We start from the raw sequence: 26,978 nt of genomic DNA, 5'->3' as shown, positions 1-26,978 counted from the left end.
AAGGTGCTACCCCGCGGCTTGCTGCGGGGTAGTCCACTGTTACGAACGGAGACCACACTCCGACTAGAGCACGGCTTTGAGCGCCTGGATGAATCGTTCGTTCTCCGGGGGCGTTCCGATGGTCACACGGATGTGGGTCTTCAGGTATGCTCCCTGAAGTGGGCGCACGATGACGCCCATTCGGAGCAGCGCATCGGCCACGGCCCGTCCGTCCTGCTTCAGATCGACCAGCAGGAAATTCGCTACTGACGGCGGGAACTGAAGCCCAAGACGATGCAACTCACCGGACAGGTAGGCCTTGCCCAGATCATTCACCTGTCGGCTGCTCGATAGATGGGCTTGGTCATCGAGGGCGGCCAGCGCAGCCCGCTGCGCCAGGCTATTGACGTTAAAAGGCGCGCGAACCCGTTCGAGGAGTTCCACCATCGAGGGCGGCGCCATCCCATATCCGATCCTCAGTCCCGCCAAGCCATAAATTTTGGAGAAGGTCCGAAGGACGATCACCCATCGCCCCTGCCGGACGTATCCAAGGGAATCCGGAACCAGCTCTTGCGGGACGTACTCGATATACGCCTCATCGATGACGACAATGACCTCTTCCGGGACTGCGTCCATAAACGCCTTCAGCTCTGTTGGTCTCACCGCCGTACCGGTGGGATTATTCGGATTACCGAGAAAGACCATCTTGGTCCTGGTGGTGACAGCCTTCGCCATGGCCTCAAGGTCGTGGGTCCACGCCTTCAGCGGTACGCGGACCGTGGTACACCCTTGCAGATGGGCCAGCATTCCGTAGATGACAAAGGCCGGATCGGCGATGACGACTTCGTCTCCAGGAAGCAGGAAGGCGCGGGCCATCAGTTCCAGGAGTTCGTTACAGCCGTTCCCCAGGATCAGGTGGCCTGGCGTCAGCCCAAGGCAAGCAGCCAGCCTCCCCTTCAAGTAATAGCCGCCACCATCGGGATAGCGGTGGCTCTCCGGCAGCGCTTCCCGGAGGGCGCAGAGCGCCAGCGGCGAAGGACCCAGCGGGTTCTCATTTGACGCCAGCTTAACGACTCCTGTGATCCCAAGCTCCCGCTCTACCTCCCCAATAGGCTTCCCAGGGATGTAAGGCAAAAGTCCATGAAGATATGGAGAGGCAAGCTCTTCCAACGACTTGGCCATGACGCTGACGGTTCTCCTAGGCCTCGATCGAGTTGCCCCTGGGGTACGAGCCGAGGACCTTCAGGAAGAGGCACTCCTCCTGCAGGAGTGCGAGCGCCGCCTTCACGGGTTCGTCGGCAACGTGTCCCTCAATGTCCAAATAGAAAATGTACTCCCAGGCTTTGGTCTTGGATGGCCGGGATTCGACTTTGGTCAGGTTAATCTGATACTTCGCGAACGGTTCAAGGATGCGATAGAGTGCCCCGACCCGATCTTTGATCGAGAACATCAAGGAGGTTTTATCGCGACGAGTGGGTGCAGTTTGGGTCCGACATATTATCAAGAATCGTGTGAAATTACGAGAGGTATCCTCTATTTTCCGAGAAATAACGTTAAGTTTATACAGGCTGGCAGCCAGTTCACTCGCAATGGCAGCCGCTGTCAGCTCCTTTGTCGCGAGCTTCGCCGCCGCAGCCGTACTCGAAGCCTCATAGAGCGGAACTCGGGGTAGATTCGCCTCCAGCCATTTCCTGCACTGGGCGAAGGCATGCGGGTGCGAATAGACCTTTTTGACCTTCTTCAAGTCGCCTGATTTGGACAGGAGGCTATGAGACACCTCCAGTAGAATCTCCCCACAGATCTTCAGATCCGACTCCACAAACATATCCAGGGTATGGCTGACCACACCTTCGCTAGAGTTCTCGATCGGCACCACCCCGTACTCGACATTTCCCTTCTCTACTTCGACAAAGACATCACCGATTGAGCGGACCGGCACAAAGTGGGCCGACACCCCGAACCGCCGCGCGCAGGCCAAGTGAGTAAACGTCCCCTCCGGGCCAAGGTAGGCCAGTTTTAACGGACCCTCCAGGGATCGACAGGCTGAGATAATCTCACGAAAGACAGGTCGAATCGCGTGAGCGGGAAAGCGACCCGTGTTCTCCCGGATCAGTCGAGCAAAGATCTCCTCCTCGCGCTGTGGAACGTGCAGTTCCATATTCGCCTTTGCCTTTTCATGTCCGATCCTGAACACCACCTCGGCCCGCTCGCCAAGCAGCGACATGATCTTGGAGTCGATCTGATCGATCTTCTGTCGTAACCTCGTAATCTTCATCCGGCTCTCCGGCCCTCCAGGGGGCGTGCGCTACTTTCCGCTACTGGTCCCCACACGTATGGCTCCGTTCCACTGCGCGACGCATGCTGGTAAGCTCTACGGGGGAAAGTCGTCGCCAGTATCCTTTGGGCAGCTTCCCTAAAACGATCGGCCCAAGGCGAACCCTTTGGAGCCGCAGCACCGGGTACCCGATGGCGTCGCATAGCCGTCGAATCTCGTGATACCGCCCCTCGTGTACGACAAGTTTAAGCCATGCGGAACCAACCCCACGACTGACGATCTTGGCTTGGGTGGCCCGTAGTCTTTCCCCCTTCGACATCACCCCCGCCTTCAACTTGACCAGATCGGCGGGCGTAGGGCAACCACGCACCTTGGCAAGATACTCCTTCTCGACCTCGAAGCTGGGATGCATGAGCCCGTAGGCAAGCGTCCCATCGTTTGTCAGAAGTACGAGTCCTTCTGTCTGATAGTCAAGACGCCCGACAGGAAAGAGCCTGGGCAGCCCCTGTGGCGGCAACAGATCACGAATAACGGGTCGCCCTCGCGGATCGGACAAGGTGGTCAGCACGCCTGCCGGTTTATTCAGTATGAGGTAGACGAGGCTGGCTGAGGGTGTGACGGATCTGCCATCACACGTCACCTTATCGAAACCCGGTGAGACCTTGGTCCCAAGCTGGATGACGACCCGCCCATTGACACTGACCCTCCCTTCGAGGATCAGCCTCTCGCAGCTCCTGCGCGAGCTGATCCCGGCGCGGGCCAGATACCGCTGCAGCCGTTCCTGTTCAGCGCCTGTCTGCCGTGCCGGCACAGGCCGGCCAGTCACCTCATTCCGTCTTTTCGGTTTGATCAACGTCCTCGTGCGAAGCCTCCTTCTCGACTACGTTCGGGGTCAGCGTCTCAATCTCCTTCAGGGTCGGCAGCTCAGAGAGATCTTTGAATCCAAAATACTCCAAAAAGGACCGGCTGGTCCCATACAGGATCGGCCTGCCCACCTCCGCCTTCCGTCCAAGAATCCGGACCAGATCCCGCTCTACGAGGGTCTTTAACACCCCGTCCACCATGACCCCTCGGATCACCTCGACCTCCGGCTTTGTGATCGGCTGCTTATAGGCAATGATGGCCAGGGTCTCGAGCGCGGCCCTGGATAGCCTGGCCGGTTTGGATCCACGAAGCCGCTGGATCCACGGGGCCGCCTCGGGTTTGGTTGTCAGGCGATAGCCCCCGGCAACCTCGGTCACGACTACTCCTCGATCCCGATCCCGGCATCTTTCCTGCAAGTCGGCGAGCAACCGGTTTACCTCTGCCCTTGAGCATCCGTCGAGCAGTTCCTCGATCCGTTCCAGTGACAGCGGTTCCTCGGAGACAAACAGTAAAGCCTCAAGAACCCCAAGCGAGCTGAGATCAGCCTTGGTGTCCATCAGCCCCCACCGCCGTTTCTACAGTTCGATAGATCGTAATCTCGCTCCCAGGCTCCGATTGTCTGGCCCGCACCAGGCCCCGACGCAATAGCTCGAGCAGCCCAAGGAAGGTGGCAATTAATAGCGCGCGCGTCGTTACCCCCTCGAACAGGGCCAGGAACGGTACCGGACTCTGAAGGGTCAACCGATCCAACACCGCCACCATTCGCTCTCCCACGTTGATCGTTTCCGGAGTAATTTCGACAGCCATCGTCTCTGGCGCTCGCTGCATGACCGCCATGAACGCGCGGAGCAGCGCAGAGAGACTGACCTCAAGGGGGCCCTCGACGATCGGAACTGAAAGATCACCAGGCCTGCCATAGAGCAGCGCCTGCCCTGCCTCCAGCTCCTCAAACTCCATAGCCGCCTCCTTGAACCGCCTGTACTCCAGGAGGCGTTCCACCAACTCCTGTCGCGGGTCTTCCGCAGACACCCCCTCTGCTTCCAACTCCTGCACCGGGATCAGCATCTTCGACTTAATATGGATGAGCGTGGCAGCCAGTACCAGGAACTCTCCGGCGACCTTCAGATCCAGCTCCTCCATCCGGGCCAAGCATCCCAGGTATTCCTGGGTAATCTTGGCAATGGGGATATCGTAGATGTCGATCTCGTTCACCTGAATCAGATAGAGCAAGAGATCCAGGGGGCCCTCAAACATCTCCAAGCGAACGCGATAACTCATCGCTCAGCGCGCCTCGATCCAGGGCTCAAGCTTCTCAAATCGTCCCGGACCGATCCCTTCAACCTCCATCAGGCCGTCAGCGTCTGTAAAGCGACCATGGTCCTTCCGATAAGTGATAATCCGCTGGGCCAGTGTCGGACCGATCCCTGGCAGCGTCTGAAGCGTTGCGGCATCCGCATGATTAATGTCCACCCGGCTGGTCGGTTTCGCCTTTGCGACTCTGGCCGACGACGACGGGTGGGCCTGCACAGCAGGCCGATCTTCCTGAAGATGGAGTGTTCGAAGATCAATGGCGGGGGCAGAGCCGAACGGACGGAGGATGACGGGACCCCACACAATGCCGGCAACCGCGACGCCAAGGAGGCCGGCGGCGATCGCCTCGCGTCTGGTATACACCCCGCTCACAACTATTCCCCGACTACGGTACGCCCGGCCAGGCCGAAGATCTCATGCAGAATCCGGACAGCCAGCTCGCCATATTTCGCATCGATGACGCAGGAGACCTTGATCTCAGAGGTGCTAATCATCATGATGTTAATGTTCTCGCGCGCCAGGGCCTCAAACATCCTCGCCGCCACCCCGGAGTGAGTCCGCATCCCCACCCCAACGATGGAGACCTTGGCGATTTTGTCGTCACCCTCAACCTGCTGAGCGCCGATCTCCTCGGCCAGTCCGTTCACAAGCCACATCGCCTTCGGGAAGTCCGACTTCGGGACCGTGAACGAGATATCAGTGGTCCCATCCTGACTGATGTTCTGGACGATCATATCCACTACAATGTTGGCTTCCGCGACACGGCCGAACAGCTTGGCCGCGATCCCCGGCCGATCCGCTACGCGCAGTACGGTGATCTTCGCCTCGTTCTTGTCGCAGGCGATCCCCGAGACCACCACCTTCTCCATCTCCGCATCCTCCTGGACCACCAGCGTCCCCTGGCTTGCATTGAAACTGGAACGAACATGAACCGGCACGGCGTAATTTTTGGCATACTCTACCGACCGGGCCTGAAGCACCTTTGCCCCGAGGCTGGCCATCTCGAGCATCTCATCGTAGGAGATCTTTTCGAGCTTCCTCGCCTCCGGAACAATATTCGGGTCAGCGGTATAGACCCCTTCCACATCGGTATAAATCTCGCAGAGGTCGGCCTTCAGGGCCGCCGCCATGGCTACCGCCGTCAGGTCTGATCCGCCACGCCCGAGCGTTGTCACGTCATCTTCCGCCGTCACCCCCTGGAACCCGGCGACGATAACGACGGCTCCTTCCCGCAGCGCCTGTTGTGCCCGATCAACCTCGACACTCACAATCTTTGCTTTGGTGTAGGCGGTATCGGTCTGGATCCTGACCTGGCTCCCGGTAAAAGAACGGGCCTTGTGCCCATGCTGTTGGATGGCCAGTGACAGGAGACCGATCGAGATCTGTTCCCCCGTGGCCACGATGACGTCAAGTTCCCGTTCATCCGGCGCATCGGAAATCTGGGCGGCAAGGCGTAACAGGCGGTCTGTCTCTCCGGCCATAGCTGAGACCACCACGACCAAGTCATTTCCCTGGATCTTCGTCTCTACCACCCGGCGGGCCACCTGCTTGATCCGCTCCACATCCGCGACGGAACTACCGCCGTATTTCTGAACGATGAGAGACATATTTCGCTCCTACAAGGCAAGCCGATCATGCCGAGGCAGATCCGCTTCTTGCAGTTTTTGTCCGATCTTGCCCTCTTCCCCAGCCATAAGACGCCCCAGGTTCTCGCGGTGCCGGATGAGGATCAAACCGCAGATAATGATCGCCAGTCCCACATAGGCCGGTCGGCCATCAAGGGCCCACACGAAAAGGGGGCACGCGATGGAGGCAGTGAGGGCGGCAAGAGACGAATAGCGAAAAAGGGCGGCAATCAAGAACCAGACACCCACGATCAGCAACGCGATCTTTGCAAACAGCGCAAGCAGGACCCCCAGGGCGGTGGCGACTCCCTTTCCCCCACGAAAGCCGAGAAAGAGCGGATACAGATGCCCCAGAAATGCAGCCAGCCCCACCGTAGCAATGAGCAACTCCGGCGCGCCAAGGAGCTTACTTAAAGCAACCGGCGCCCACCCTTTCAACGCGTCCAGGGCAAGGGTAAGAGCGCCGGCTCCAGAGCCCACAACGCGAAGGACATTGGTGGCGCCGATATTGCCGCTCCCGGCTTTCCGTACATCCACTCCTTTCGATGCCTTGGCGATCAGGAGACCGAACGGGATAGAGCCCGCAAGATACCCCAGCGGAACGAGCCACAAGTGTACGCTCATCGCCCTCCAGATACCAAAAGGTTTATCGGCTCAGATCGATAACCTTCCAGAACTTCAAGAAATAATCGACACCCGAGACAATGCTCAACACAACCGCCCCCCACAGGCAGAGAACCCCCAGGGAGGGAATCGTCATAAAACTCCACTGCGCAGGCCAGTCGAGGATCAAGAAGGTTACCGCCGCCACCTCTGCAAGCATCTTATGCTTTCCGAAGTCGCTGGCGTGGATAATGACGCTCTGTGAGGCCGCAACCGTCCTGAGCCCGGTGATGGCCAGTTCACGACCCACAATCAGAACAACCATCCAGGCCGGTGCGCGGCCCACCTGCACTAGCGCAATGAGCGCGGTTGAGATGAGCAGCTTATCGGCGATAGGGTCGAGCAACTTGCCCAACGTCGTCACCTGCCGCGTGTTCCGGGCGATCCGGCCATCCAGCCAGTCGGTCAAGACCGCGGCGAGAAAGATGACACCGGCGGTGTAATTGGGGACTTTCTCCCCCACGACCAGGAATACGATGATAATAGGAACCAGAAAGATTCGGCCCAGCGTGAGCTTGTTGGGCAGGTTCATGAGAGCTTTTGGCCCTTTGAAACCCGGCGTGACTTCCGTCGACGCCTTTTGACCGCGTCTGCCGTGCTCAACCACTCTTCTCTTCCTGTGGAGCTGACTGGCTCCGAGCTATCACCCTTTGAATGCCCTTCCACTTCTTACTACTCACTACCCGCACTCTCGTGGCGCACACGCTTTTACAGATTCGAGTATAACGTTACAACGATACCGTAGCAAAGGCTCAAGGAAACTGTCAAGGTTGATCCCACACGCTATCAACGACGGAAGGTCCAGTCCTCTGAGCCATAGCGGGTGGTGGCTAACTCCACGGATAGCCGCAACTCCTCTGGCCGAAGCTCACCTTCCACGAATTCGACCCCCATCTCCTCAGCAAAGCCGTTCCTGATCGCCGTCTCTACTTCCAGGCGATGAGGAAGCCGTCCCAGCGCTTCCCGCAGTGAGCCCACTGTCCCGAGAGCATCGGCGGCGGCAGCCCGCTCGGTGGGACGCAGAAGATCAAGGATACCGACAGGGTCGAAATCCAACAGGATACTTCCCTGCTGGAGAAGTGCCGTGGGAAATCGCCGCTGCGCGGAGCCGATCACCTTTTTCCTGCCCACCAAAACCTCATATTGCGAGATGGCCGAAAAACAGAACGCCGACAGCGCACCATCAACGGGTCTTGGGCGGCGCCCAACCCGTACCTCCAGACCGAGCAGTTCAAGGCCCCGAAGCAGGCAGGCATTGATCTGGCGGTAACTCTCTACGATCGAGATCTTCGTCCAGGGTGGACGCAGGGGAAGAACCAGGCTGTAAGTCAACTCCTGCCGGTGGAGTACAGCTCGACCGCCCGTAGGACGGCGTACCAGATACACCGTGGATTTGCGGCAGGCCGACGGATCGATGTCATTGCTGCGCTGAGAGTAACCGATGGAAAGCGTCGGAGCCTCCCATGCGTAAAAGCGCAGGGTGGCACTCTCGCGGCATAGGGTGGCAAGCGCTTCGTCAACCCCCATGTTGGTGGGGCCGGTAGCAACGTCCATCCTCAGAAGTCGGCCTGTGTAAGGCATCCCCCAACCCCCATCGGTCAGATCCCTTCCTTGGAGATCCTGGTCGAGGAATCCTGCGTCGCCTACACGCTCTCCCCTAGTTTGCACAGGCTGAGCGCATGATCAGGCTCTTTCGATGTCACGGTGTCGGACGTTGATCAGATAGCCGCACTCCCGAAAATGGCCGGCAAGCTGTTCCACCAGAAAGACCGAACGATGACGGCCACCGGTGCAGCCGATCGCGATGGTCAGATAGGCACGCCCTTCCTCCTCACAGAGAGGGGTCACAAAGTCAAGCAAATCCATCAGACGCTCAAGGTAAGGCGTGGTTACAGAAGCCCGCATGAGAAACTCGCCGATCCTGGAATCAAGTCCGGTCAGTGGCCGCAGGTCATCGATAAAGTGAGGGCTGGGTAGGAACCGAGTATCAAAGATCAGATCGGCGTCAAAGGGCAGTCCATGTTTATAGCCGAAAGAGACCAGGGAGAGGGCAATCTTGGCTGTGGGCCGCTCCATGACGAATGCCTGCGAAAGGAACCGCTTCAGGTCATGAATGGTCAGACTGCTCGTATCAATAGTGAGATTCGCCTCATCACGGAGGCGAGTCAACAACTGTCGCTCCGCCGCGATCCCTGACAGGACCGACTTTCCGGCCGCAAGGGGGTGTGGGCGTCGACTCTCGCTAAAGCGCCGCACAAGGACCTCATTGCTTGCGTCCAGGAAAACAATCTTGACGGTATGCCCGTCAGCCCGAAGCATCGCCAGGATGTCGAACACCGGGGCCAGAAACTCTCCCTCCCGAACGTCGATGACAAGGGCAACCCGCTCGATCGCATGCTCAGATTGCGTGCAGAGCCGAACGAAGGTGGGGATTAATGTAGTCGGTAGGTTATCGATACAGAAAAAGCCAATGTCCTCTAAACACTTAATCGCCTGACTCTTACCGGCCCCGGATACACCGGTAATAATCACAACCTCGGCCGCCTTCACCGCATCGCACCCTTTGCATTCGCCATCACATGACTACCCTGTCACCGAATCTTCGGAGCAATATCGACGTGTCTACAACTAAGTGTTCAGCTATCCCATCGACTTTCAGCAAACACATTCGTGAGCGTGAAGCGTAAGAGGTGAAAAGACCATCCCTCCACACCTTACCCTCACGCCTGACGCTTACAGGTAAGAGCGCTCAACTCCTGGGTTCGATCAAGCCATAATCCCCATCACGTCGTCGATACAGGACATTAACCTCCTGTGTCCGAGCATTTCGGAACACAAAAAAATTGTGGCCTACCAAGTCCATCTGTATGGCGGCCTCATCAGGAGATAGCGGTTTCATGGCGAAATGCTTGGTCTTGACGATGCGGGGGCCCTCTTCCCAGGAGGGCTCAGCCTCTGCAGACACCGTCTCTTCCTTAGACCGCAACCGGCCCAAGCCCCGACCGGAGTGGTCGACAATCTTCTCCTTATAGCGAAGGATCTGACGTTCGATCTTATCGGCCACGAGGTCAATGGCGGAATACAGATCAGTGCTTGATTCTTCTCCCCGGATGGTCAGCTCTCGTACGTGGAGCGTCACCTCCGCGATCTGTCGATGCTTCTCGACTGAGAGGATGATATGGACTGAGGTAATCTGATCCACGAACTTCTGCAGACGGGCGATCTTCTCCTCCGCGTAACGTTTGAGAGCTTCAGTGTTCTCGATATTGCGTGTCGTAATGGTAATCTGCATCAGTTGACTCCTCGACAGAGAGTGAGATGCCTGTACACCGTCTTACACGTAGCGACGTTGATTGGATGAGGGGATCTTGAGCTGACCACGATACTTGGCTACGGTTCGACGGGCGATCTCGACCCCGTGAACCCTCGCTAGGATCTCCACGATCTTCTGGTCACTCAGCGGTTTGTGAGAGTCTTCTTCCGTCAAGTATCGCCGAACCATGTCCTTCACCCTTCGAGAAGAGACGGCTTCACCAACGGTTGATGACACACCACGGTGAAAAAAGTATTTCAGCCCAAACAGTCCCTGCGGAGTCTGGACATGCTTGTTCGTGGTCACGCGACTGATGGTAGACTCATGCATCGAGATATCATCGGCCACTTCGCGCAGCGTCAGGGGCTTGAGGTGGGAGATCCCGAACTCGAAGAAATCCCTCTGGTATTTCACCAGGCTTTCGGTGACCTTGATAAGCGTCCGTTTCCGCTGTTCAATGCTCCGGATGAACCAGAGGGCAGAGCGCATCTTCTCTTCGACGTAACCACGGGCCTCGCGAGGGGCAAGCGCTTGCTTGGAAAGGATCTGCCGATAATATCGACTAACTCGAAGGCGCGGAAGACCGTCTTCATTCAGCGCCACCACCAATCGTCCATCGACCTTGAGAATATACACATCAGGCGTAATATATTGCGGCTCCTCACTGCTGTAGTTCTTTCCTGGTTTGGGTTCCAAAGAAGCGATGAGCGTCACCGCTTCTTGCACCTCGCTGAGCGAGACCCCCAGCGCAGCCGCAATCTTTCCGAATCGGTGGCGCTCCAGATCATGGAGATGATTGCCGACAATGGCCTCAGCCAGCGCATGTCCTTCCGGTCGCGTCCTAAGCTGAATGAGCAGGCATTCCTGAAGATCCCGCGCCCCCACCCCGGCAGGATCAAAACCCTGGACAAGCCGAAGGGCCGACTCCATCGACTCCACGGAAGCGCCAGCCAGCGACGCCAGCTCCTCGATGCTGCTGCGAAGGTATCCGTTATCGTCCAGCTCTCCGGCGATGAGGCAGCCCAGTCTGAGGAGTTCCTGATCTCTAACGGTCAGGTGAAGCTGGAAGAGCAGATGGTCCTGGAGGGAGCCAGGCCTGGTGAGCATGCTCTCGCTATCGAACCGATCGACCGACTCGTATTGGATAGATGGCCGATAGTCTGAGGCGTCCTGCAGATAACTTTCCCAATCGATTTCTGCGACCTGCCCTTCCCCATTACGTTCGATCGTCGGCTCCTCGACAACGGACTTCAACGCCGGTACATCATCCAACTCCTCCGTTTCCTCTATTGTCTCTTCCAGGACAGGATTCTCCTCCACCTCCTGCCGTACCGCCTGAAGCAATTCCAGCCGCGATAGCTGCAAGAGGTTAATCGCCTGCTGCAGCATCGGCGTCATAACCATCTTCTGCGCCTGTCGTAGGCTGAGTTTCGCTTCAAAGGCCATAGCGTTCATCCTTACAGGCTAAACCGTTCACCCAGGTAGATCTCCCTGGCCCGCTCGTCTGATGCCAGCTCGTTGGCGGTGCCGGAGACCAACACCTTGCCTTCATGGATCAGATAGGCGCGATCAACAATCTGCAAGGTCTCTCGTACATTGTGATCGGTTATTAACACTCCAACACCCTTCACTTTGAGCCGGGCAATGATAGCCTGGATATCGGCTATCGCGATAGGATCAATTCCCGCGAACGGCTCGTCCAGCAGCATGAAATCCGGAGAGGTCACAAGGGCCCTGGTGATCTCCGCTCGGCGGCGTTCGCCACCTGATAGCGTGTAGGCCTTGCTCTTGGCGAGGTGGGTGAGATCCAGTTCCTGAAGAAGGCCCTCAAGCCGTGCCCGTCGTTCTTCTTCTGACAGGTCCAGGATCTCGAGAATAGCCATCACATTCTGTTCCACTGTAAGTTTGCGGAAGATTGAGGGCTCCTGCGGAAGAAACCCTAAACCCTTACGGGCCCGTTTGTACACTGGGAGATCGGTGACGTCTTCCCCATTTAACATGACACGACCCAGATCAGGCTTCAACAGCCCAAGGACCATATAGAAGGTCGTCGTCTTTCCGGCGCCATTGGGCCCCAGCAGGCCAACTACCTCCCCGGCTTCGAGGCTGATACTAACGCCTGCAACGACCTTTCGACCCTTGAACGACTTAACGAGGTTGTCTGCCCGAAGGGTCCGCTCCATCCCGATTCAGGAACCCCCCTTCGACGCTGCCGGTTGGTCAGCCTTGCTCGGCGCTTCCGACTTCGACCGCTCCGCCCCCTCAGCCTTGGGGTACAGGATAGCCGTTACGCGCTTTGAGGGACCGCCTTCAACAATTGCCCTGTCCTCCTTCAAGAAAACGGTAACCTTCGTTCCGGTGATCAGATCGTTATCTTGCCAGACCCTGGGATCTCCTGTGAGGACTACCCTGTTTTCATCGCGAAACAACTCGAGCTGGTCGCCGGTGCCCTTTTTCTCCCCTTTGGTGATCCTGACGTTGCCGGCGGCCACTCCCTTTTCGATCCGCTCCATCTTCTCATCGAAGAGGAACTCCATCGTGTCAGAGAGAATAACCAGATCCTTCTCCTTGTCATCAACCATCACGTTCCCTACATAGACCGCAGAATGGAGCTTCCGGTTGACCTCCAAGCGATCAGAGGTAATCGTAATCGGGTTCTTTCCTTTCTGCTGCTCCTGGGCGCGCGCAGAACCGACCAGCCAGACAAGATTCACCAGCACAATAACTGTGGTAGCCCAGCCGCGGTAATTCATCGAGTTCCTCCGTTTTGCGAGCCAGAGCGGGCTTTAGTCGCCAGCTCGGCACTCCCGGGAAGCAGATGCGACTGTACGCGACTTAAAAATCTCACACGTTCAAGATCGGTCTCTGCCTCCAATCCCACTCCCGAACTCGTCAGCCCGCCCCGTACTAACGTAACAGGCGATCGAGTGTACACCCGATGGTCCCTGGCCGACCAGTCCAGGGACTGGGTCTGCAGGCTATTACCCTGCTCCGAAATCGCCCTCACGTTACGCTCCATATGGATATTCTTCGTCCGCGTGTTCAACGTGGCACTATCCGACCGGACCGTCAGTTTGCCCTGCTCAGAATAGAGGATGACGGTCACCGGATTAGTGGTCTTCATCACCTTCGCCATGCCTGTCTTCTCAAAAACCTCACCGCGATCGCCCCAAACTTCCCAGATCGTCTTACCGTTCTTTGTTTCCACTAGATGGAACCTGGTAATCTTGACATCTGCCGTGGGGTCAGGTTTTCCCTCCCCAAATGCCGATGACGTACGGTTGGCCGGCCCAAAAGCAAAAAATGCGGCTACCGATACCACCACGATCCATCCTAACCATACATACCTAGTCGTTCGCATTCCCGTCTTCCTAATAGCACAAAGTGAAGATGATGTAAAGAGATGTGGAACGGTCATCTACTGGTTTCGTTCTCTTCGCATTGAGGTAATCCTGACGAGGAAGAAGAAAGGCCCTGCCATTATACCAGTCCGGATGGTTAGAATGGCATGCGGCAGGACCGTGACCGCAACCAGTACACATGGCTATGCGAGAACCATAGCACCTCGGCGATCAGAAAGCGGAATTCGTCATCGCAGGATAGACGTAACGGCGAGGGGGGTAACGAGAACGCTTGTCACGCAGAATAGAGATTCCTGGGGTCCTCAGCAGAGAGATATTTCTGGATATCAATAAGATGAACTCAGAGACGTTCCTCACGCACAATATGAATGATATAGCAGGACCGACTACTTAACCATCACTTCCTCCCGGCATTCTGATGAATAATTTCCAACTCCTCAGTTGCAACGTTACACGCGTTTGATTCAACCGTTCAGCTCTGATGTCCAGAAGCTTAAGATATGATCATTATAATGATAATGACGGCTGGGGGGGAATGCCCCCCCAGCAGTGAGCGGCCCATCTTCACCGTAATGAGAACCGACTGACTTTTGCTGGCAATCAACCCCAAGCCGCTCAACGCCGAGCTGTTTCACATCCAGCTCATTGGGGTCGATTCGGCCACCAAGGCCGTACAGTGTAACTACTTCTTCTTAGTCGCCTTCTTCGCCGCTGCCTTCTTCTTCGCTGCCATTGAGATTCTCACCCCCTTTCCACATCACGTTTTGTGACACCGCTAATCGAGACTAGCACCCTTTCCCTGTCTTCTTCGCTGCTGCCTTCTTTGGCGCCGCCTTCTTTGGCGCCGCCTTCTTCGCTGCCGGCTTCTTCGCTGCCATTGAGATTCTCACCCCCTTTCGACGCTATCGACTCCCTGGTCGATCTCACTACAAGAACGCTAACTGCGGATTTTTCTCGCGTGCAAGGCCTACGAGCCTTTCAATTAAGGCCGCCGCATCTTTCAGCGCTCCTTCGACCTCATACCGGGGAATCGGGGTTTGCGGTTCCTCCATGAAGTCCTGCCGCTTGCGACGCATACGATCGAAACCATTGACCAAAGCGCGTCCCTCTTCACCCAATAGCTCCCCTACCAACATTACGATCGTCCTGGCTTGATCACGACCCCTTGGTCGCCACCCTTCGGCCATTACCAACGCCTTCGCTGCCCTCACCATCCCCTGATAGGCGATAGTGTATGCCCACTCCTTATCGATATCAACGTTGGCCCTGGCCGTCGACAGATCTTTCAACGCTCGTGCGAGTAGTAGCGACACCTGGCGGAAGTCAGGTCGAATTTCCTCAACCAGCCCACGTTCCCGAAGCTCCTCATAGGCCATCGTCCGTTCCGATCAGGATTGACTTTCGGCCCTTAAGGACTTCAACCAGGAACGGGTCATCCTCTGCCTTTCTCCGCTGATATTCGGCTTCGTCAAATACGAGGTAGTTAATCTCGCGATTCAGGCGGCTTTCCAATCCCCTTATCGCATCGTTAAGATCGTTCAAATCGACCCGACCAATAACCATCAACCGAATGGGGCCGAGGCCTTCTTCGACCTCGTGCTGCCCCGTTCCATAGACCAAGGCTCGTTGGATTCCTTTGATCTTTCTGAGTCCTTCTCGGAGACTCGCGTGAATGCCGGTGGTCTTCGCGATGATCCCCTTGAGCTCGGTGTAAAGGGGCGACGCCTTATTTACCCGGTAGTACCGAAGATTCCCAACCTTTTCACTCGTCACTACGCCAGCCCTCTCAAGATTGTCCAACTCCCGCTTGACCCCAGAGATATCCCGTCCAAGGTGTCGCGCCAACTCTCTCACATAAAAGCGCTTATCCAACCTAGTGAAAAGAAAAGTGAGGAGACTTACACGTGTCTCTGACGAAAACAACCGGATCAACAACAGCCCACCTCATCGTTGTTGATATCTTTACAACGACCGTTCTACCTGTGTCAACAGAAATCGTACAAAAATTTAAATTTTGTTTGCACGCTCTCTACTCACTTCAGCAGTCGTTGTACCGAGTTAGAACGCAGAGGGGAACTATTAGATTCTTGGCAGTGTGATGTCTTGCTGAGCCTGGTATTTCCCTTTTTTGTCGGCATACGACACAAGACACGGCTCATCGCCCTCGAAAAAGAGGACTTGCGCGATCCCTTCGTTGGCATAGATCTTGGCAGGCAGCGGTGTCGTATTACTGATCTCAAGAGTCGCAAACCCCTCCCACTCCGGCTCGAACGGAGTCACATTGAGGATGACTCCACAGCGTGCATACGAGGACTTTCCCAGACATACAGTCATCACGTTACGGGGAATCCTGAAATACTCGACGGTTCTAGCGAGCGCAAAGGAGTTGGGTGGGACGATGCAGATATCGCCCTTGAAATCGACAAAGGACCGCTCATCGAAGTTCTTGGGATCTACGATGGTCGTGTTGACATTCGTAAAGATCTTAAACTCGTCTGCCACCCGGATGTCGTACCCATACGACGAGAGGCCATAGGAGATCACCCCGTTTCTGACCTGCCCCTCCTCGAACGGGGCAATCATCTGCTGCTCCACCGCCATCCGCTTGATCCACGCATCTGATTTAATCGACATAGGACGTCCTCCTGCGAGACCTCAAGTCTCCATAGTGCCGAACTACGTAAGGTTGAGCAATATTCGACATACAATCTAACATTCACTAAATCCGCAGGAGTAGCACTTCTGGCAACCCTCTTCGTAGACGAGGGTCGCCGAGCCGCAGTCCGGGCACATGTCGCCTGCTTTCTCGGTCGTCTTGCCGCGAGCTGCCTGCATCTCTTGCACGCCTGGCTCGGTGAGGCCGATATGCTCGGCCAGGACCTGGGCGATGGCATCCGGAAGCGACCGGACCCGATCCTTACCAAAGCCCATCGGCCGCCGGCCGCCGATGCCTGAGAGTTGGCTCACAATCTGCTCAACTCGCTCTCTGGGCGACATCGATGACGGCAGCCTGAGGATCATCGAGAGGAGTCGACCGATCGCCTCGGACACCGCAGAGGTATCGCTTCCGGCCTTCCCGACGCTGGCGAAGACCTCAAACGGCTCACCTTCGCCGTTCTGATTGACGGTAACGAAGGCGGTCCCAAGCGGCGTCTCCGCCCTGTATGTGACGCCCTTCATGGTCCGCGGCCTCGGCTTGACCTTGAGCGCCGCCTCTAGGCCCGTCTTCATAACGATTGGGATCGCTTGCGGCGCCTCCTGCTGTGCCACTACTTCGGCCGCACTCAAGGCAGGCTCTTCGGCTGGGCTCAGGGCGGGCTTGGCGCCGGTGCCGAGATGCAAGACCTGTGTGTCCTTACAGCCGTCGCGGAAGACTGTGATCCCGAGGCAGCCAAGCTCATACGCCGTCATATAGGCCTTGGCGATGTCTTCAGGCGTCGCCGAGTTAGGCAGGTTGATCGTCTTAGAAACGCCATTATCGGTCTGCTTCTGGAAGGCTGCCTGCATCTTGACATGCCAGGCAGGCGCGATCTCGTGAGCTGTGACGAAGACTCGCTGAACGTCCTCCGGCACGCCTTCAAGCCCGCGAACCGTCCCTCGCTCGGCCACCCGGCGCATCAGCTCTTCACTGTAGAAGCCGCGCCGCTTCGCAATCTCCTCGAAGATCGGATTCACGAAGGTCAGGTGCCGATCTCCTACGATGTGGCTGAACGCGACAGCAAAGATCGGCTCGATCCCGGAAGAGCAACCCACGATAATACTGATCGTCCCGGTAGGCGCAATAGTCGTGACGGTAGAGTTGCGAAGAGGTTTCTTGCCTTTATAAATACTCCGTGACCAGCGAGGAAACGGCCCACGCGCCTCCGCCAACTTCGCGGAGGCATCGTGGCCGATTCGCCGAATGAAGCCCATGATCTCCTCACCCAACGTGACCGCCTCGTCGCTGTCGTATGGAAGGCCAAGCTCAAGCAACAGGTCGGCCCAGCCCATAACGCCGAGGCCGATCCGCCGATTCTTATGAACCTCCTCAGTAATATCCTGCAGCGGATAAGGGTTCACGTCAATCACGTCATCTAGGAAGCGGACCGCCGTCTGCACCACCTGCTCCAGGCCAACCCAATCGATTCGCTCCGTCACCCCGGAATCTACGGGAATCGAGGGGAGGTAAAATCTGGCCAGATTGACCGAACCCAGGTTACAGGCATCATTGGGCCCAAGCGGCTGCTCACCACAGGGATTCGTGGCCTCGATCACCTCATCCTGTGGGATCGGATTGGACGGACTTGCGTTGATGCGATCGATGAAGATCATCCCAGGGTCGCCGGTCCGCCAGGCCGCCTGAACGATCCGCTGAAAGACCTCACCGGCTCGCAGGTGGCCGGTGACGAACTTGGTATGAGGATCGACCAACTCGTAGGTCTCGTCCTTCTCGAGGGCGTCCATGAAGGTTTTGGTGGCAGCTACGGAGATATTAAAGTTGGTAATCCCGCCGTCCAGCTTACAGTCGATGAACTCCAGGATGTCAGGATGATCCACCTTGAGAATCCCCATGTTGGCGCCACGTCTGGCACCTCCTTGTTTGACAGCCTCGGTGGCGGCATTAAAAACTCGAAGGAAGCTGATAGGACCGCTCGCTTTGCCGCCCGTTGACTTGACAAGGGTATCCTTCGGCCTGAGGCGCGAGAACGCAAAGCCGGTCCCGCCGCCGGACTGATGGATGATCGCCGCCCTTTTCACCGCCTCGAAGATCCCCTCCATGGAATCCTCGACGGGAAGCACAAAACAGGCCGAATACTGCATCCCGTTCTCTTTGCCGGCATTCATCATCGTGGGAGAGTTAGGAAGGAACTTCCCTTCAACCATCACATCGTAAAACGATTCTGCTACCTGAAGAGCTTCCGCCTCACTTCTCCCCCACTGCCCTTCAGCCTTGGCTATGGCTACCGCGACACGCCAGCACATCTCCTCCGGCGTCTCTTTGACACCTGTCGCGTCCCTCATCAGGTAACGCTCTTTGAGGACGCGGAGGGCCGATTCACTCCACTGACCGGTCTTCGCCGGACGCGGTCCAAACGCCTGCGTCACGTCTCCTCCCTGCTCAATCTCGCGAAACGTTGACTCGCCCGTCTTACCAAGCATTGCGTCCTCCTCTATCTGGGCTGTTTGTGGCAACTTGAACATGCTTGAATCCCGAGCACTCAATGTAATACGCACGATGAAGCTATCTATCTCCAACGTCTTAGGTACACGCTCATTCGCACCATCACACCATATATTGTATAACTGGACTTTAATTACTACGACATATAGTACTTGTCAAGCGCAAAATGCGTTCTAGCGGAAATTTCCTGTTGACGAAGGTGAGGTTGCGGCAAGAGCATTTTCGGTTCCGAAGATAGTGCGGCCTATTCGTTCATCACCATCACTTTCCAGGCTCAGGCCTAGAAGCCTCAGGGGGACCTCTGCGCCGCATGAGCCATAGCAGCGTCAGACCCATCGCCGATGCCACTACCAGGAAAACTACCCAAAGGTTTCGTTGCAAGGAGAGCTTAATAAGGTACAACAGATAGATATCGTTATCGGCTTCCCGCCATGCCCGCTTGTACTCCAAAGCAGCCGCTTCGTCGTTTCCCTCTGCCTGAAGCGCTCGCGCCAGCCCGAACCGAGCAAAGGCATAGGTCGGCTGTATGCGCAACGCCCGCTCAAACTCCTCCATAGCAGCCCTGTACTCCTTGCGACGAAGCCGCGCCCACCCGATCTTCGCCCGCCCTGTCGCATCGTCCGGACTGAGGATTGACGCCTCCGTCAAGATCTTCAGCGCTTCATCGGTCATCCCCTTCCGGTAGTAGACCCACCCCATATCATACAGGTAGGCCGGATTATCCGGCTCAACCGATAACGCGAGCCGATACTCCTCTATCGCCTTATCATAGCTACCACCCGTCTCCGCATACAGCCCAGCCAGGCCGGCATGAGCGCGCCCATAGGCAGGATCGAGAACAAGGGCTCGACGGAAGGCTTCGCGGCCCTTTTCGATCTGCCCTAATTCCGACGAGAGCCACCCGAGACTCGTCCATGCATCGACATCTGCAGGCTGAATCTGCACTGCTCGCTGCAATGCGGCCATGGCGTCAGCCCAGCGCCTTTGCTTGGCATAGAGGATACCAAGCAGATTCCACGATACAAAGTCGGTGTCGTCCTGATCAGTCTGCTGTTTGAGCTCTGCAACCACCTGATCGCTCGTCCGACCACGACCATATACTTCCTTGAGCCTCACATAGGCGACGGTACGCATAGGGTTAAGCCGAAGGGTGGATCGGAATGCCTCAATCGCCTCCGCCAATCGTCCCTCCTGCTGCAAACGTACGCCAAGTCGGTACGCTTGGTCGGCCTCACCGGGCCGAGCCGGCACCGGCTGAGCCCCCCAGGCGTGCTCGACCAGAAACAAGCTGAGCACAAGGATACGAATCGACCACTGCATCAGTCGCCTCCCACCCTTACCTCGTTTCCAGGAGTCTTCCATCGAAGAAGATGACGCTTCTGAATCTGAGGAGGTAGAGTTTCAGACAAAAGACTTGCCCTCACGTGTAGTGGTGTTAGAATCTCGACTGAAAGGAGGCTCTGCATGGAGAATGTTATTGCTATTGCGACGCAGCCGGACAACATCCCGATCATCGGAATGCTCATCCTGATCTTAGTCTGCCTTGGAAGCGCAATGAAACAAGCATTTCGCCATGACCGCTTGATCCAAAAAGGCCAGAAAGATCGAATCTTCGAAGAGATGTACAAATAGAAACTCCCTGTCTGTTCATCTCAGTTGGTCCCTGAAGAGCACGGTGCATGTTTATTCTCGTTACAATGGCGATCCTGCTCGGCTTGGGCCTTATTCTTTTGCTCAATCGTTCTTCGCCACCGGTAGCCGTCGAAAAGGCCTACTACCAACCCAGGGGCGTCGAACAGCAGCGACTGGAACGGCTCGCCCCCGAACAGTTCGAACGCCTCTGTTTCCGCCTCCTGGAGCAGATGGGACTGTCCATCACGAGTTGCCATCGCAACAAACAAGGGGAGATCGACATCACCGCCCTCAATCCCCAACCAATCACCGGCGGCAGCTATATCGTACGTTGCGTCCTGATCCCGCCTGAGGTGCCGATCACCTCCGCTCAGATTATTGCCCTGAGCGACACGGTACTTGCCGAAAGGGCATTGAAGGGCATCTTCATCACAACCGGCTTCTTCTCTGAAGAGGTTCCGAAACTCACCGAGGGGGCAGCCCTCGAGCTCATCAACGGCCAGCGCCTTCGACAGATCCTGGGGGAATATAGGATCGCTTCGCCCTAAACCAGCTCGAGGTTGCTCGGAATCGCGGGCGGTATAGACCGCCGAGTTCTCCTGTGTGAGATGTGAGGGAGCGCGAATCATTGTGACAATACCGATCCCGCGAATCATAGCAACGCCACAAAGCTGGCGCAAGTACTGATTGCTCCCCCGGATACGCCGCCGGTAGCCACGCAGCCACTCCTGCTGGGACCTCCGGCAACACTGCGACTGATGTCCAAATCCCGACGGTCACCTAGCCCGAATTAACATTGACACCGCCTGAGGCGAGTGTTAGAACCCTTAGAGTGTTTCTTTACGCTGTGCCTGCCATAACGTGGCAGCTTTGATCAAGGTGCGTGTCGCATGTTTCTTGACTGGCTTCCTGAAAATATCTCAACATACGGGGGTGAGATCGACTCGCTCTTCTGGATGATCTTTTACATCACGCTGGCCTGGTTCATCGTAACCGTTGGAGCGCTCCTTAGCTTCGCGCTGCTCTTCCGCCGCCGCGGCGAGAAACGCGCCGCCTACATCACCGGCGATAGACTCTCGCATGCCGCATGGTTACTTATCCCAACCGCACTCGTCCTCGCGATTGACCTGTGGATCGATTTTCGTGGAGGCGACGCGTGGGCAAAGATCAAGCTTCAGGTGCCGCCGAGCGAGCTTCAGGTGCAGGTGACCGGAAAACAGTTCAACTGGGAGATCCTCTACCCAGGACCGGACGGTCAGTTTGGGACGGCGGATGATCTTCAACTCGACAATGAGCTCCACGTCCCGCTCAACAAGGTTGTCGGTATCACGCTCAGGTCAAAGGATGTCATCCACAGCCTGTTCTTGCCAAATTTGCGCCTGCAGCAGAACGTCGTACCCGGACGTGAGTTTCATGCCTGGTTCCAGGCTACCAAGACCGGCGTATTCGCTATTCCCTGTACGGAACTCTGTGGATTCGGCCACTCCGGAATGATCGGACATTTGACCGTCCATACTGCTGAGGAGTACGATCAGTGGGTGAAGGAACAGTGGCCTTCCACTTCGGAAAGGACAATCCTACGCTGAGTTATTTCACGGACATAGACCAACCATGACAACCCCCCCCAGGGTGGCTCCCATTCCGACGCCGGTTGCCCATACCGCGCATGAGGCGCGTGGCTTCTGGCGTACCTATGTTTTTTCGACCGACCACAAAACGATCGCCAAGCAATATCTCTTCCTTGGCCTCTTTATGGCATTTGTGGGAGGCTACCTGGCCTACGTCATGCGCTGGCAGCTTGCCTTTCCGGATGAGTCGATCCCTGGATTCGGCTATGTGGGACCGGAGACCTACAACGCACTTATCACCAACCACGGCACGATCATGGTATTCTTTGTGGCCATGCCGATCTTGCTGGGATCGTTCGGAAACTTCCTGATCCCACTGATGATCGGGGCCAGAGATATGGCCTTCCCACGACTCAACATGCTCTCCTTTTGGATCCTTGCGGTCTCCGCCTTCGTGATCTTGGCATCATTCTTTGTTCCCGGTGGGGCGGCCTCTGCCGGTTGGACCGGCTATGCGCCGCTCAGCGCGAGGGCGGAGTATACCGACGTGAACTGGGGGATCAATCTCTGGCTGCTGGCGCACGCGCTTGAGTTTGCCTCCTTCCTGATGGGTGGCGTCAATTTTCTCACCACCGCCATCACCATGCGGGCACCGGGAATGACCTTTTTCCGTCTTCCACTCGTGATCTGGCAACTACTCACTGCTTCGGTTATTTTCCTGCTCTCTGTCGGACCGCTGATCGCGGCAGCCGTGATGCTGTTGATGGATCGGCTCCTGGACACCAGCTTCTTTGTACCTGGAGGAGGTGGCGACCCCATGCTCTGGGAGCATCTCTTCTGGTTCTTTGGCCATCCCGAGGTGTACGTCCTCCTGTTGCCGGGGCTTGGGGCAGTGCTGGAGGTCCTGGCTGTCTTCTCGAGGAAACCGATCTTCGGCTACCGATGGATCATCTACTCGACCCTCACTACAGGGTTCCTCAGTATTGTCGTCTGGGCGCATCACATGTTCGTCAGCGGCATGGATCCCCGCCTCGTCATGCCGTTCAGCATCAGCACCATCCTGATCTCCGTCCCGATTGCGCTCATCATCTTCTCGATGATACTGACCCTGTGGAAAGGCTCGATCCGCTTTGCGCCGCCGATGCTCTGGGCCTTGGGGTTTATCGCGATGTTTATCAGCGGAGGTCTCACCGGCATTGTTCTTGGTTCAGCGCCGGTCAACATCCAGGTCCACGGTACCTACTTCGTCGTCGCCCACTTTCATACGGTCCTGTTAAGCGTCGTCATATTCGGCGGTTTTACCGGACTCTACTTCTGGTTTCCAAAGATGTTCGGTCGGATGATGAACAATCTTCTGGGAAAACTGCACTTTGTACTCACCCTCATCTTCTTCAATCTGACTTTTTTTCCGATGCATGCCGTCGGCCTTGCCGGGATGCCGCGCCGCATCGCCAACCCGCTCCAATACGAGTTTCTGACAGCGATTCAACCGTGGAACGTCTACATTACGATCAGCGCGATCGGGCTCATCGCCGCCCAGCTTCCGTTCCTGATCAACTTTGCCTGGAGCATCGTGGCCGGGAAGAAGGCGGACCCTAACCCGTGGGAGGCGGCGACGCTTGAGTGGACAGCCCCCTCGCCTCCGCCCCATGGCAACTGGGGGGAAACGATCCCGACCGTCTACCGCGGCCCGTATGAGTACAGCCCTCCGGGGGTTCGCGAAGATTATCTGTCGCAGGATTGCGCCCTTGCTGTAAGAACTGCCGAGGAGAAGTCGTGACGCGCATGACCGTTGTATCCGAACAGCCCGATCCCGCGCTTCGCGGCAAGATCGCCATCTGGTGGTTGATTGCCTCTGAGGTCATGATCTTTGGAGGCGCCGTCGGCAGTTATATCATGGCTCGGGCGGGCGGCCCGGGATGGTCGGCAGAGGCCGCCCATCTGAGCACCTCCCTGGCAACGATCAACACCTTTGTCCTGCTGACCAGCAGTATGACCATGGCAATGGCCTTTGCCGCCTACCAAAAGATGGACCAGCGTGGGGTGCAAAGATTCCTGCTATTCACCGTCCTACTCGGACTCACGTTCCTCGGAATTAAGGCATATGAATATACCTCCCACATCACGGAGGGTGTCGCACCGTGGAGCGGTTCCTTCTGGTCTTTCTACTACATGCTGACGGGACTGCACGCGCTACACGTTCTGGCTGGGATTATTGTAAACGTCGTCTTGTTACTGGCAGCCGGGAGGGGGCTGAGCACCGGGTATCGGATCGAGATTGCTGGGCTGTACTGGCACTTTGTCGACGTCGTCTGGATCTTTCTCTTTCCACTTCTCTATCTTTCGTACTGAAGGAGACCTCAGATGACTACCGAGCGGGTTCACTCGAACTATGTGGCGATCTGGGTGTGGCTGGTTGTGTTGCTGGTTGCCGGGGTTCTCGCCACCCGTTTACCCTTGGGAAAGTCGGCTGTCATCGGTCTGATCTTTGCTGTCGCAACTGTAAAGGCGGTACTGGTCACGCTGAACTACATGCACCTGAAATCTGAGAATTGGCTGATCTATGCCCTGGCGATCGTTCCGGTACTGCTCGTTATTGCTATGACCTTGGTGCTTTTTCCAGACATCGTCTTTCACCATTAAGCGCACGTATGGCGCAACGTGAGGATTTTCTATAACTATGGCTAAAGGTGCGGATGTCATTATCATCGGTGGCGGGATTATCGGCGTCGCGACCGCCTACGCGCTGACGCGAGCGCACGTCAAGCGTGTGGTGCTGGTCGAACGCGGAGGGCTCGGGCGAGAGGCTTCGCGGGCTTCCGCGGGCATGTTGGTGCCTCAGGGGGAGGCGGAAGGGCCTGGACCCTTCTTTGACCTCTGTCTTGCCGCAAGGAATCGTTATCGGACGCTGGCCGACGAAATTCGGGACGGGACGGGAGAAGATATTGAGTATTGTCAGTGGGGACTGCTGTACCTCAGCGATCCGACTGAGCATGAAGCGGCCAAAGGACGTGCGGCCTGGCAGCGGGCAGCCGGACTGCGCGTCGAGGAGCTTTCCGGACGTGAGGTACGCGCCTTAGAGCCCATCCTGAATCCTGAGATCGGAGGCGCGCTCTTCTTTCCGGATGAGGCCCATGTCCGACCCTGCACAGTCGTATCCGGGCTGGCGGCGGGGGCACGAGCCGGCGGCGCCGAAATCCTGGAGAACGTCCAAGCGCTCGACTTTGTTCTGGATGAGGACAGACTGCGCGGGGTCAACGTCGGTGGCAAAACGATCCTAGCTGATACGATCGTGGCCTGCGCCGGTGCCTGGACCGGCCGTCTCTTGGACCGTATCGGCCACAGACTTCTCATGGAGCCGGTGCGAGGTCAGATCGTTCGAACCCGGTTCGAACGCCCTCCACTCACCCACCTCGTCTGGGGCCCAGTGGGATATCTTGTTCCGCGTCTGAACGGGGAGCTCCTGATAGGAACCACCGTCGAACAAGCGGGATTCGCTTCGACCCCCACCCTTGCAGGTGTGGCAGGGCTGTGCGAGGCTGCCAGGACAATGGTGCCGGACCTGATGAGCGCACCCTTCGACAGGACATGGGCGGGACTGCGTCCGCGTCTGCCGGATGGCCTGCCTGCTATCGGCCGCTTTGCGAATATTCCGAATCTGATCGTCGCCGCGGGACACTACCGCAGCGGCATCCTTCTCGGTCCCCTGACGGGTGAGTTAATTACCGACCTGATTCTTGGCAAGGAGCCGCAATTCTCCCTCCAAGCCTTCTCGCCCGATCGATTTGGGTCCTCCGGATAGACTGATCAGTCTACTCAATAGGTGGACGGTACCCAATACCGGGCAGCACTCGTCGCGCGATGGTCGCCGCATGTTCTCAATTTGCGGGCAATACCCGTTTAAATGGCCTGTTGTGCTAATATGCCAGGCACGCGATCGATGACAAGGGTATACGCACGGTGCTGAACGCTACTGCGTCGTTTGGCTGCCGGTAATGCCTTTCCTACGCGGAACACCAACACAAGGAGGTTCAATTGAGATCGATAACGAGTCATTCGGTCAAATTCTTTTCAGTAATGATGTCGCTCTTAGCATTGACGTTGGCAGGCACTTCCGTGGCCAACGCTCAGACCAAGCAGTTAGTCTATATGATTGCTGAGGTTGAGGTGACCGATGCTGCGACCTACCAAAAATATCTCGATGCGAATACGCCTCTTGTTAAGGCCGCGGGTGGCCGATTTCTGACTCGCGGCGAAACTTTAGTGGCCCTCGATGGACCCGCACCTAAGCGTTTCGCTATCATTGAATTCGATAGTATGGAGAAAGTGCAGGCCTATCGTAATTCGCCAGAATATAAGAAGATCGTTCCGATGCGTGACAAAGGGTCCAAATATCGTTCATTCATCGCCGGGAGCCAAGTGAGCGGTACTGTGGGCAAATAGCTTGCCCCGGCTGATGGCCACGGCTGGCTTGGTTCCATCTCCCAAGCGTGCTGTGGGGCGTACTCATCGAGTTCGCCGGGTGGGGCTGCCCACTTACCTCCATCGAAAACCGATTCAGGAAACTGGGCGGCGATGCCGGCTACATCGGTGGTTTTGTGGAGCACTATCTGCTGCCGGTCCTGTATCCGCAAGCCCTGACGCGATCGGTGCAGATAGGTCTTGGGGTGCTGGTTCTGGTCCTTAATGCGCTGGGATACCGTCGCTTGTGGCGCCACCGCTCAAGCAGTATCGTCTAACTGGAGGTCTGCGCTGTTTGTCCGTGTGAGGGCGGGCGCGCCCGTCGAGTCGCTCGGCTCGCAGTACAACCTCAATCTGTTGAGCCAACGACTAATGGAATTCGTGCCTGTTGCCGATAAGAGACGTAAAGCATTCATTGAGGTGCTATATGGAAAAGGCGCAGACGGACAGCGACAATAGCGGCTATTGGAAACTTCACCTTGGGCGCGGTTTCTCTTGCGATTTGAAGATCTGCCCGACAGTGTCAAGGAGAGCCACAGCAGAGGGTCCTGAGTGCTCACGCTGCAGGCTGTGGGAGCTAAAGCGCAGCGCGTAATCCTTTCACGACACCCCCTACGAGTCTTTGTGACGACGTACACGATCTGCCTCTTCTGCCTCATGGGCGACGCGAGCAAGCCTCCCCCTCTGCTCTAGCTGCTTGGGGGAGCGCCCAGGCTGCGATGCTCAGGATGCTCTCACAGGCCAGGACCTACGACGAATGCAAC

At 56.9% G+C, this 26,978-nt stretch carries 30 protein-coding genes and 1 pseudogene; 10 read left to right on the top strand and 21 right to left on the bottom strand.

The annotated features are described in order from the left end of the window. Positions 1–63: 63 nt before the first annotated feature. From hisC to lptC, 16 genes are all read right to left on the bottom strand, one after another. Positions 64–1,161 (bottom strand): histidinol-phosphate transaminase, encoded by a 1,098-nt coding sequence (gene hisC, locus PHV01_RS08560; protein ID WP_337290735.1) that lies wholly within the window; start codon positions 1,159–1,161, stop codon positions 64–66. Positions 1,162–1,177: 16 nt separating this feature from the next. Continuing rightward, positions 1,178–2,254 carry a prephenate dehydratase gene (gene pheA / locus PHV01_RS08555; protein WP_337290734.1) on the bottom strand — a complete coding sequence of 359 codons (1,077 nt, stop codon included), beginning with the start codon at positions 2,252–2,254 and terminating at the stop codon, positions 1,178–1,180. Between the two features lie 40 nt (positions 2,255–2,294). Continuing rightward, entirely contained in the window at positions 2,295–3,065 is a 771-nt protein-coding gene (locus tag PHV01_RS08550; protein ID WP_337290733.1) for a pseudouridine synthase, read from the bottom strand. A 16-nt stretch (positions 3,066–3,081) separates the two neighbouring features. Continuing rightward, entirely contained in the window at positions 3,082–3,675 is a 594-nt protein-coding gene (gene scpB / locus PHV01_RS08545) for an SMC-Scp complex subunit ScpB (RefSeq protein ID WP_337290732.1), read from the bottom strand. After that, positions 3,659–4,396, bottom strand: a complete 738-nt coding sequence (locus tag PHV01_RS08540) for a segregation/condensation protein A (RefSeq protein WP_337290731.1) — start codon at positions 4,394–4,396, stop codon at positions 3,659–3,661. The genes scpB and PHV01_RS08540 overlap by 17 nt, the downstream gene beginning before the upstream one ends. 3 nt (positions 4,397–4,399) lie before the next feature. Continuing rightward, entirely contained in the window at positions 4,400–4,801 is a 402-nt protein-coding gene (locus tag PHV01_RS08535; RefSeq protein ID WP_337290730.1) for a helix-hairpin-helix domain-containing protein, read from the bottom strand. Between the two features lie 2 nt (positions 4,802–4,803). Further along, complete coding sequence (locus tag PHV01_RS08530; RefSeq protein ID WP_337290729.1) at positions 4,804–6,036, bottom strand: aspartate kinase; 1,233 nt, start codon at positions 6,034–6,036, stop codon at positions 4,804–4,806. 9 nt (positions 6,037–6,045) lie between these two features. Next, on the bottom strand, positions 6,046–6,678 hold the full coding sequence (plsY, locus tag PHV01_RS08525; protein WP_337290728.1) for a glycerol-3-phosphate 1-O-acyltransferase PlsY: 633 nt from the start codon (positions 6,676–6,678) through the stop codon (positions 6,046–6,048). Between the two features lie 22 nt (positions 6,679–6,700). Next, positions 6,701–7,324 carry a CDP-diacylglycerol--glycerol-3-phosphate 3-phosphatidyltransferase gene (gene pgsA, locus PHV01_RS08520; protein ID WP_337290727.1) on the bottom strand — a complete coding sequence of 208 codons (624 nt, stop codon included), beginning with the start codon at positions 7,322–7,324 and terminating at the stop codon, positions 6,701–6,703. 179 nt (positions 7,325–7,503) lie between these two features. Next, positions 7,504–8,298 (bottom strand): biotin/lipoate A/B protein ligase family protein, encoded by a 795-nt coding sequence (locus PHV01_RS08515; RefSeq protein WP_337290726.1) that lies wholly within the window; start codon positions 8,296–8,298, stop codon positions 7,504–7,506. A gap of 102 nt (positions 8,299–8,400) precedes the next feature. Beyond that, positions 8,401–9,267, bottom strand: coding sequence for an RNase adapter RapZ (rapZ, locus tag PHV01_RS08510; protein WP_337290725.1), 867 nt, complete (start codon positions 9,265–9,267; stop codon positions 8,401–8,403). A gap of 199 nt (positions 9,268–9,466) precedes the next feature. Beyond that, a complete protein-coding gene (gene raiA, locus PHV01_RS08505) occupies positions 9,467–10,009 on the bottom strand; it encodes a ribosome-associated translation inhibitor RaiA (protein WP_337290724.1) in 543 nt (180 codons plus the stop codon). A gap of 42 nt (positions 10,010–10,051) precedes the next feature. Beyond that, complete coding sequence (gene rpoN / locus PHV01_RS08500; RefSeq protein WP_337290723.1) at positions 10,052–11,476, bottom strand: RNA polymerase factor sigma-54; 1,425 nt, start codon at positions 11,474–11,476, stop codon at positions 10,052–10,054. Positions 11,477–11,487: 11 nt separating this feature from the next. Further along, positions 11,488–12,213, bottom strand: a complete 726-nt coding sequence (gene lptB, locus PHV01_RS08495; RefSeq protein WP_337290722.1) for an LPS export ABC transporter ATP-binding protein — start codon at positions 12,211–12,213, stop codon at positions 11,488–11,490. 6 nt (positions 12,214–12,219) lie between these two features. Continuing rightward, entirely contained in the window at positions 12,220–12,783 is a 564-nt protein-coding gene (gene lptA, locus PHV01_RS08490; protein ID WP_337290721.1) for a lipopolysaccharide transport periplasmic protein LptA, read from the bottom strand. After that, the gene (lptC, locus tag PHV01_RS08485) at positions 12,780–13,391 is read right to left on the bottom strand and encodes an LPS export ABC transporter periplasmic protein LptC (protein WP_337290720.1); all 612 of its coding nucleotides are present in this window, start codon (positions 13,389–13,391) and stop codon (positions 12,780–12,782) included. The genes lptA and lptC overlap by 4 nt, the downstream gene beginning before the upstream one ends. A gap of 591 nt (positions 13,392–13,982) precedes the next feature. On the opposite strand from lptC, the gene PHV01_RS08480 reads away from it, so the two are divergent. Beyond that, the gene (locus tag PHV01_RS08480) at positions 13,983–14,162 is read left to right on the top strand and encodes a hypothetical protein (protein WP_337290719.1); all 180 of its coding nucleotides are present in this window, start codon (positions 13,983–13,985) and stop codon (positions 14,160–14,162) included. A 156-nt stretch (positions 14,163–14,318) separates the two neighbouring features. On the opposite strand, the gene PHV01_RS08475 is transcribed toward PHV01_RS08480, so the two are convergent. From PHV01_RS08475 to PHV01_RS08455, 5 genes are all read right to left on the bottom strand, one after another. Beyond that, positions 14,319–14,768, bottom strand: coding sequence for a HEPN domain-containing protein (locus PHV01_RS08475; RefSeq protein ID WP_337290718.1), 450 nt, complete (start codon positions 14,766–14,768; stop codon positions 14,319–14,321). After that, a complete protein-coding gene (locus tag PHV01_RS08470) occupies positions 14,758–15,237 on the bottom strand; it encodes a hypothetical protein (protein WP_337290717.1) in 480 nt (159 codons plus the stop codon). The genes PHV01_RS08475 and PHV01_RS08470 overlap by 11 nt, the downstream gene beginning before the upstream one ends. Positions 15,238–15,471: 234 nt before the next feature. Next, positions 15,472–16,026: a dCTP deaminase gene (gene dcd / locus PHV01_RS08465; RefSeq protein WP_337290716.1), complete on the bottom strand. Its 555-nt coding sequence runs from the start codon at positions 16,024–16,026 to the stop codon at positions 15,472–15,474. 75 nt (positions 16,027–16,101) lie between these two features. Then, the gene (locus PHV01_RS08460; protein WP_337290715.1) at positions 16,102–18,531 is read right to left on the bottom strand and encodes a vitamin B12-dependent ribonucleotide reductase; all 2,430 of its coding nucleotides are present in this window, start codon (positions 18,529–18,531) and stop codon (positions 16,102–16,104) included. A gap of 283 nt (positions 18,532–18,814) precedes the next feature. After that, entirely contained in the window at positions 18,815–19,873 is a 1,059-nt protein-coding gene (locus PHV01_RS08455; RefSeq protein ID WP_337290714.1) for a tetratricopeptide repeat protein, read from the bottom strand. 144 nt (positions 19,874–20,017) lie between these two features. Here PHV01_RS08455 and PHV01_RS08450 point away from each other — a divergent pair, with 144 nt between their 5' ends. The 9 genes and pseudogenes from PHV01_RS08450 to PHV01_RS08410 form a co-directional block, all read left to right on the top strand. Then, positions 20,018–20,185: a hypothetical protein gene (locus PHV01_RS08450; RefSeq protein ID WP_337290713.1), complete on the top strand. Its 168-nt coding sequence runs from the start codon at positions 20,018–20,020 to the stop codon at positions 20,183–20,185. 47 nt (positions 20,186–20,232) lie between these two features. Further along, positions 20,233–20,733, top strand: a complete 501-nt coding sequence (locus PHV01_RS08445) for a restriction endonuclease (protein WP_337290712.1) — start codon at positions 20,233–20,235, stop codon at positions 20,731–20,733. 342 nt (positions 20,734–21,075) lie between these two features. Further along, positions 21,076–21,771 carry a cytochrome c oxidase subunit II gene (locus PHV01_RS08440; protein WP_337290711.1) on the top strand — a complete coding sequence of 232 codons (696 nt, stop codon included), beginning with the start codon at positions 21,076–21,078 and terminating at the stop codon, positions 21,769–21,771. A 43-nt stretch (positions 21,772–21,814) separates the two neighbouring features. Further along, the gene (locus PHV01_RS08435; protein ID WP_337290710.1) at positions 21,815–23,533 is read left to right on the top strand and encodes a cbb3-type cytochrome c oxidase subunit I; all 1,719 of its coding nucleotides are present in this window, start codon (positions 21,815–21,817) and stop codon (positions 23,531–23,533) included. Positions 23,534–23,538: 5 nt separating this feature from the next. Further along, positions 23,539–24,105 (top strand): cytochrome c oxidase subunit 3, encoded by a 567-nt coding sequence (locus tag PHV01_RS08430; protein ID WP_337290755.1) that lies wholly within the window; start codon positions 23,539–23,541, stop codon positions 24,103–24,105. 12 nt (positions 24,106–24,117) lie between these two features. Continuing rightward, positions 24,118–24,396 (top strand): cytochrome C oxidase subunit IV family protein, encoded by a 279-nt coding sequence (locus tag PHV01_RS08425; protein ID WP_337290709.1) that lies wholly within the window; start codon positions 24,118–24,120, stop codon positions 24,394–24,396. Between the two features lie 37 nt (positions 24,397–24,433). Beyond that, positions 24,434–25,555, top strand: coding sequence for a glycine oxidase ThiO (gene thiO / locus PHV01_RS08420; RefSeq protein WP_337290708.1), 1,122 nt, complete (start codon positions 24,434–24,436; stop codon positions 25,553–25,555). A 233-nt stretch (positions 25,556–25,788) separates the two neighbouring features. Continuing rightward, positions 25,789–26,196, top strand: coding sequence for a DUF1330 domain-containing protein (locus PHV01_RS08415; protein ID WP_337290707.1), 408 nt, complete (start codon positions 25,789–25,791; stop codon positions 26,194–26,196). 14 nt (positions 26,197–26,210) lie between these two features. Continuing rightward, a pseudogene (locus tag PHV01_RS08410) lies at positions 26,211–26,492 on the top strand (DUF2784 domain-containing protein); the annotation flags it as partial. Between the last annotated feature and the right edge of the window lie 486 nt (positions 26,493–26,978).

This window comes from Candidatus Methylomirabilis sp., from assembly GCF_028716865.1.
In the GTDB taxonomy this organism is placed as follows: Bacteria; Methylomirabilota; Methylomirabilia; order Methylomirabilales; family Methylomirabilaceae; genus Methylomirabilis.
The sequence above is the reverse complement of the archived record's forward strand: the minus strand, read 5'-3'. Positions and strand labels throughout refer to the sequence as shown.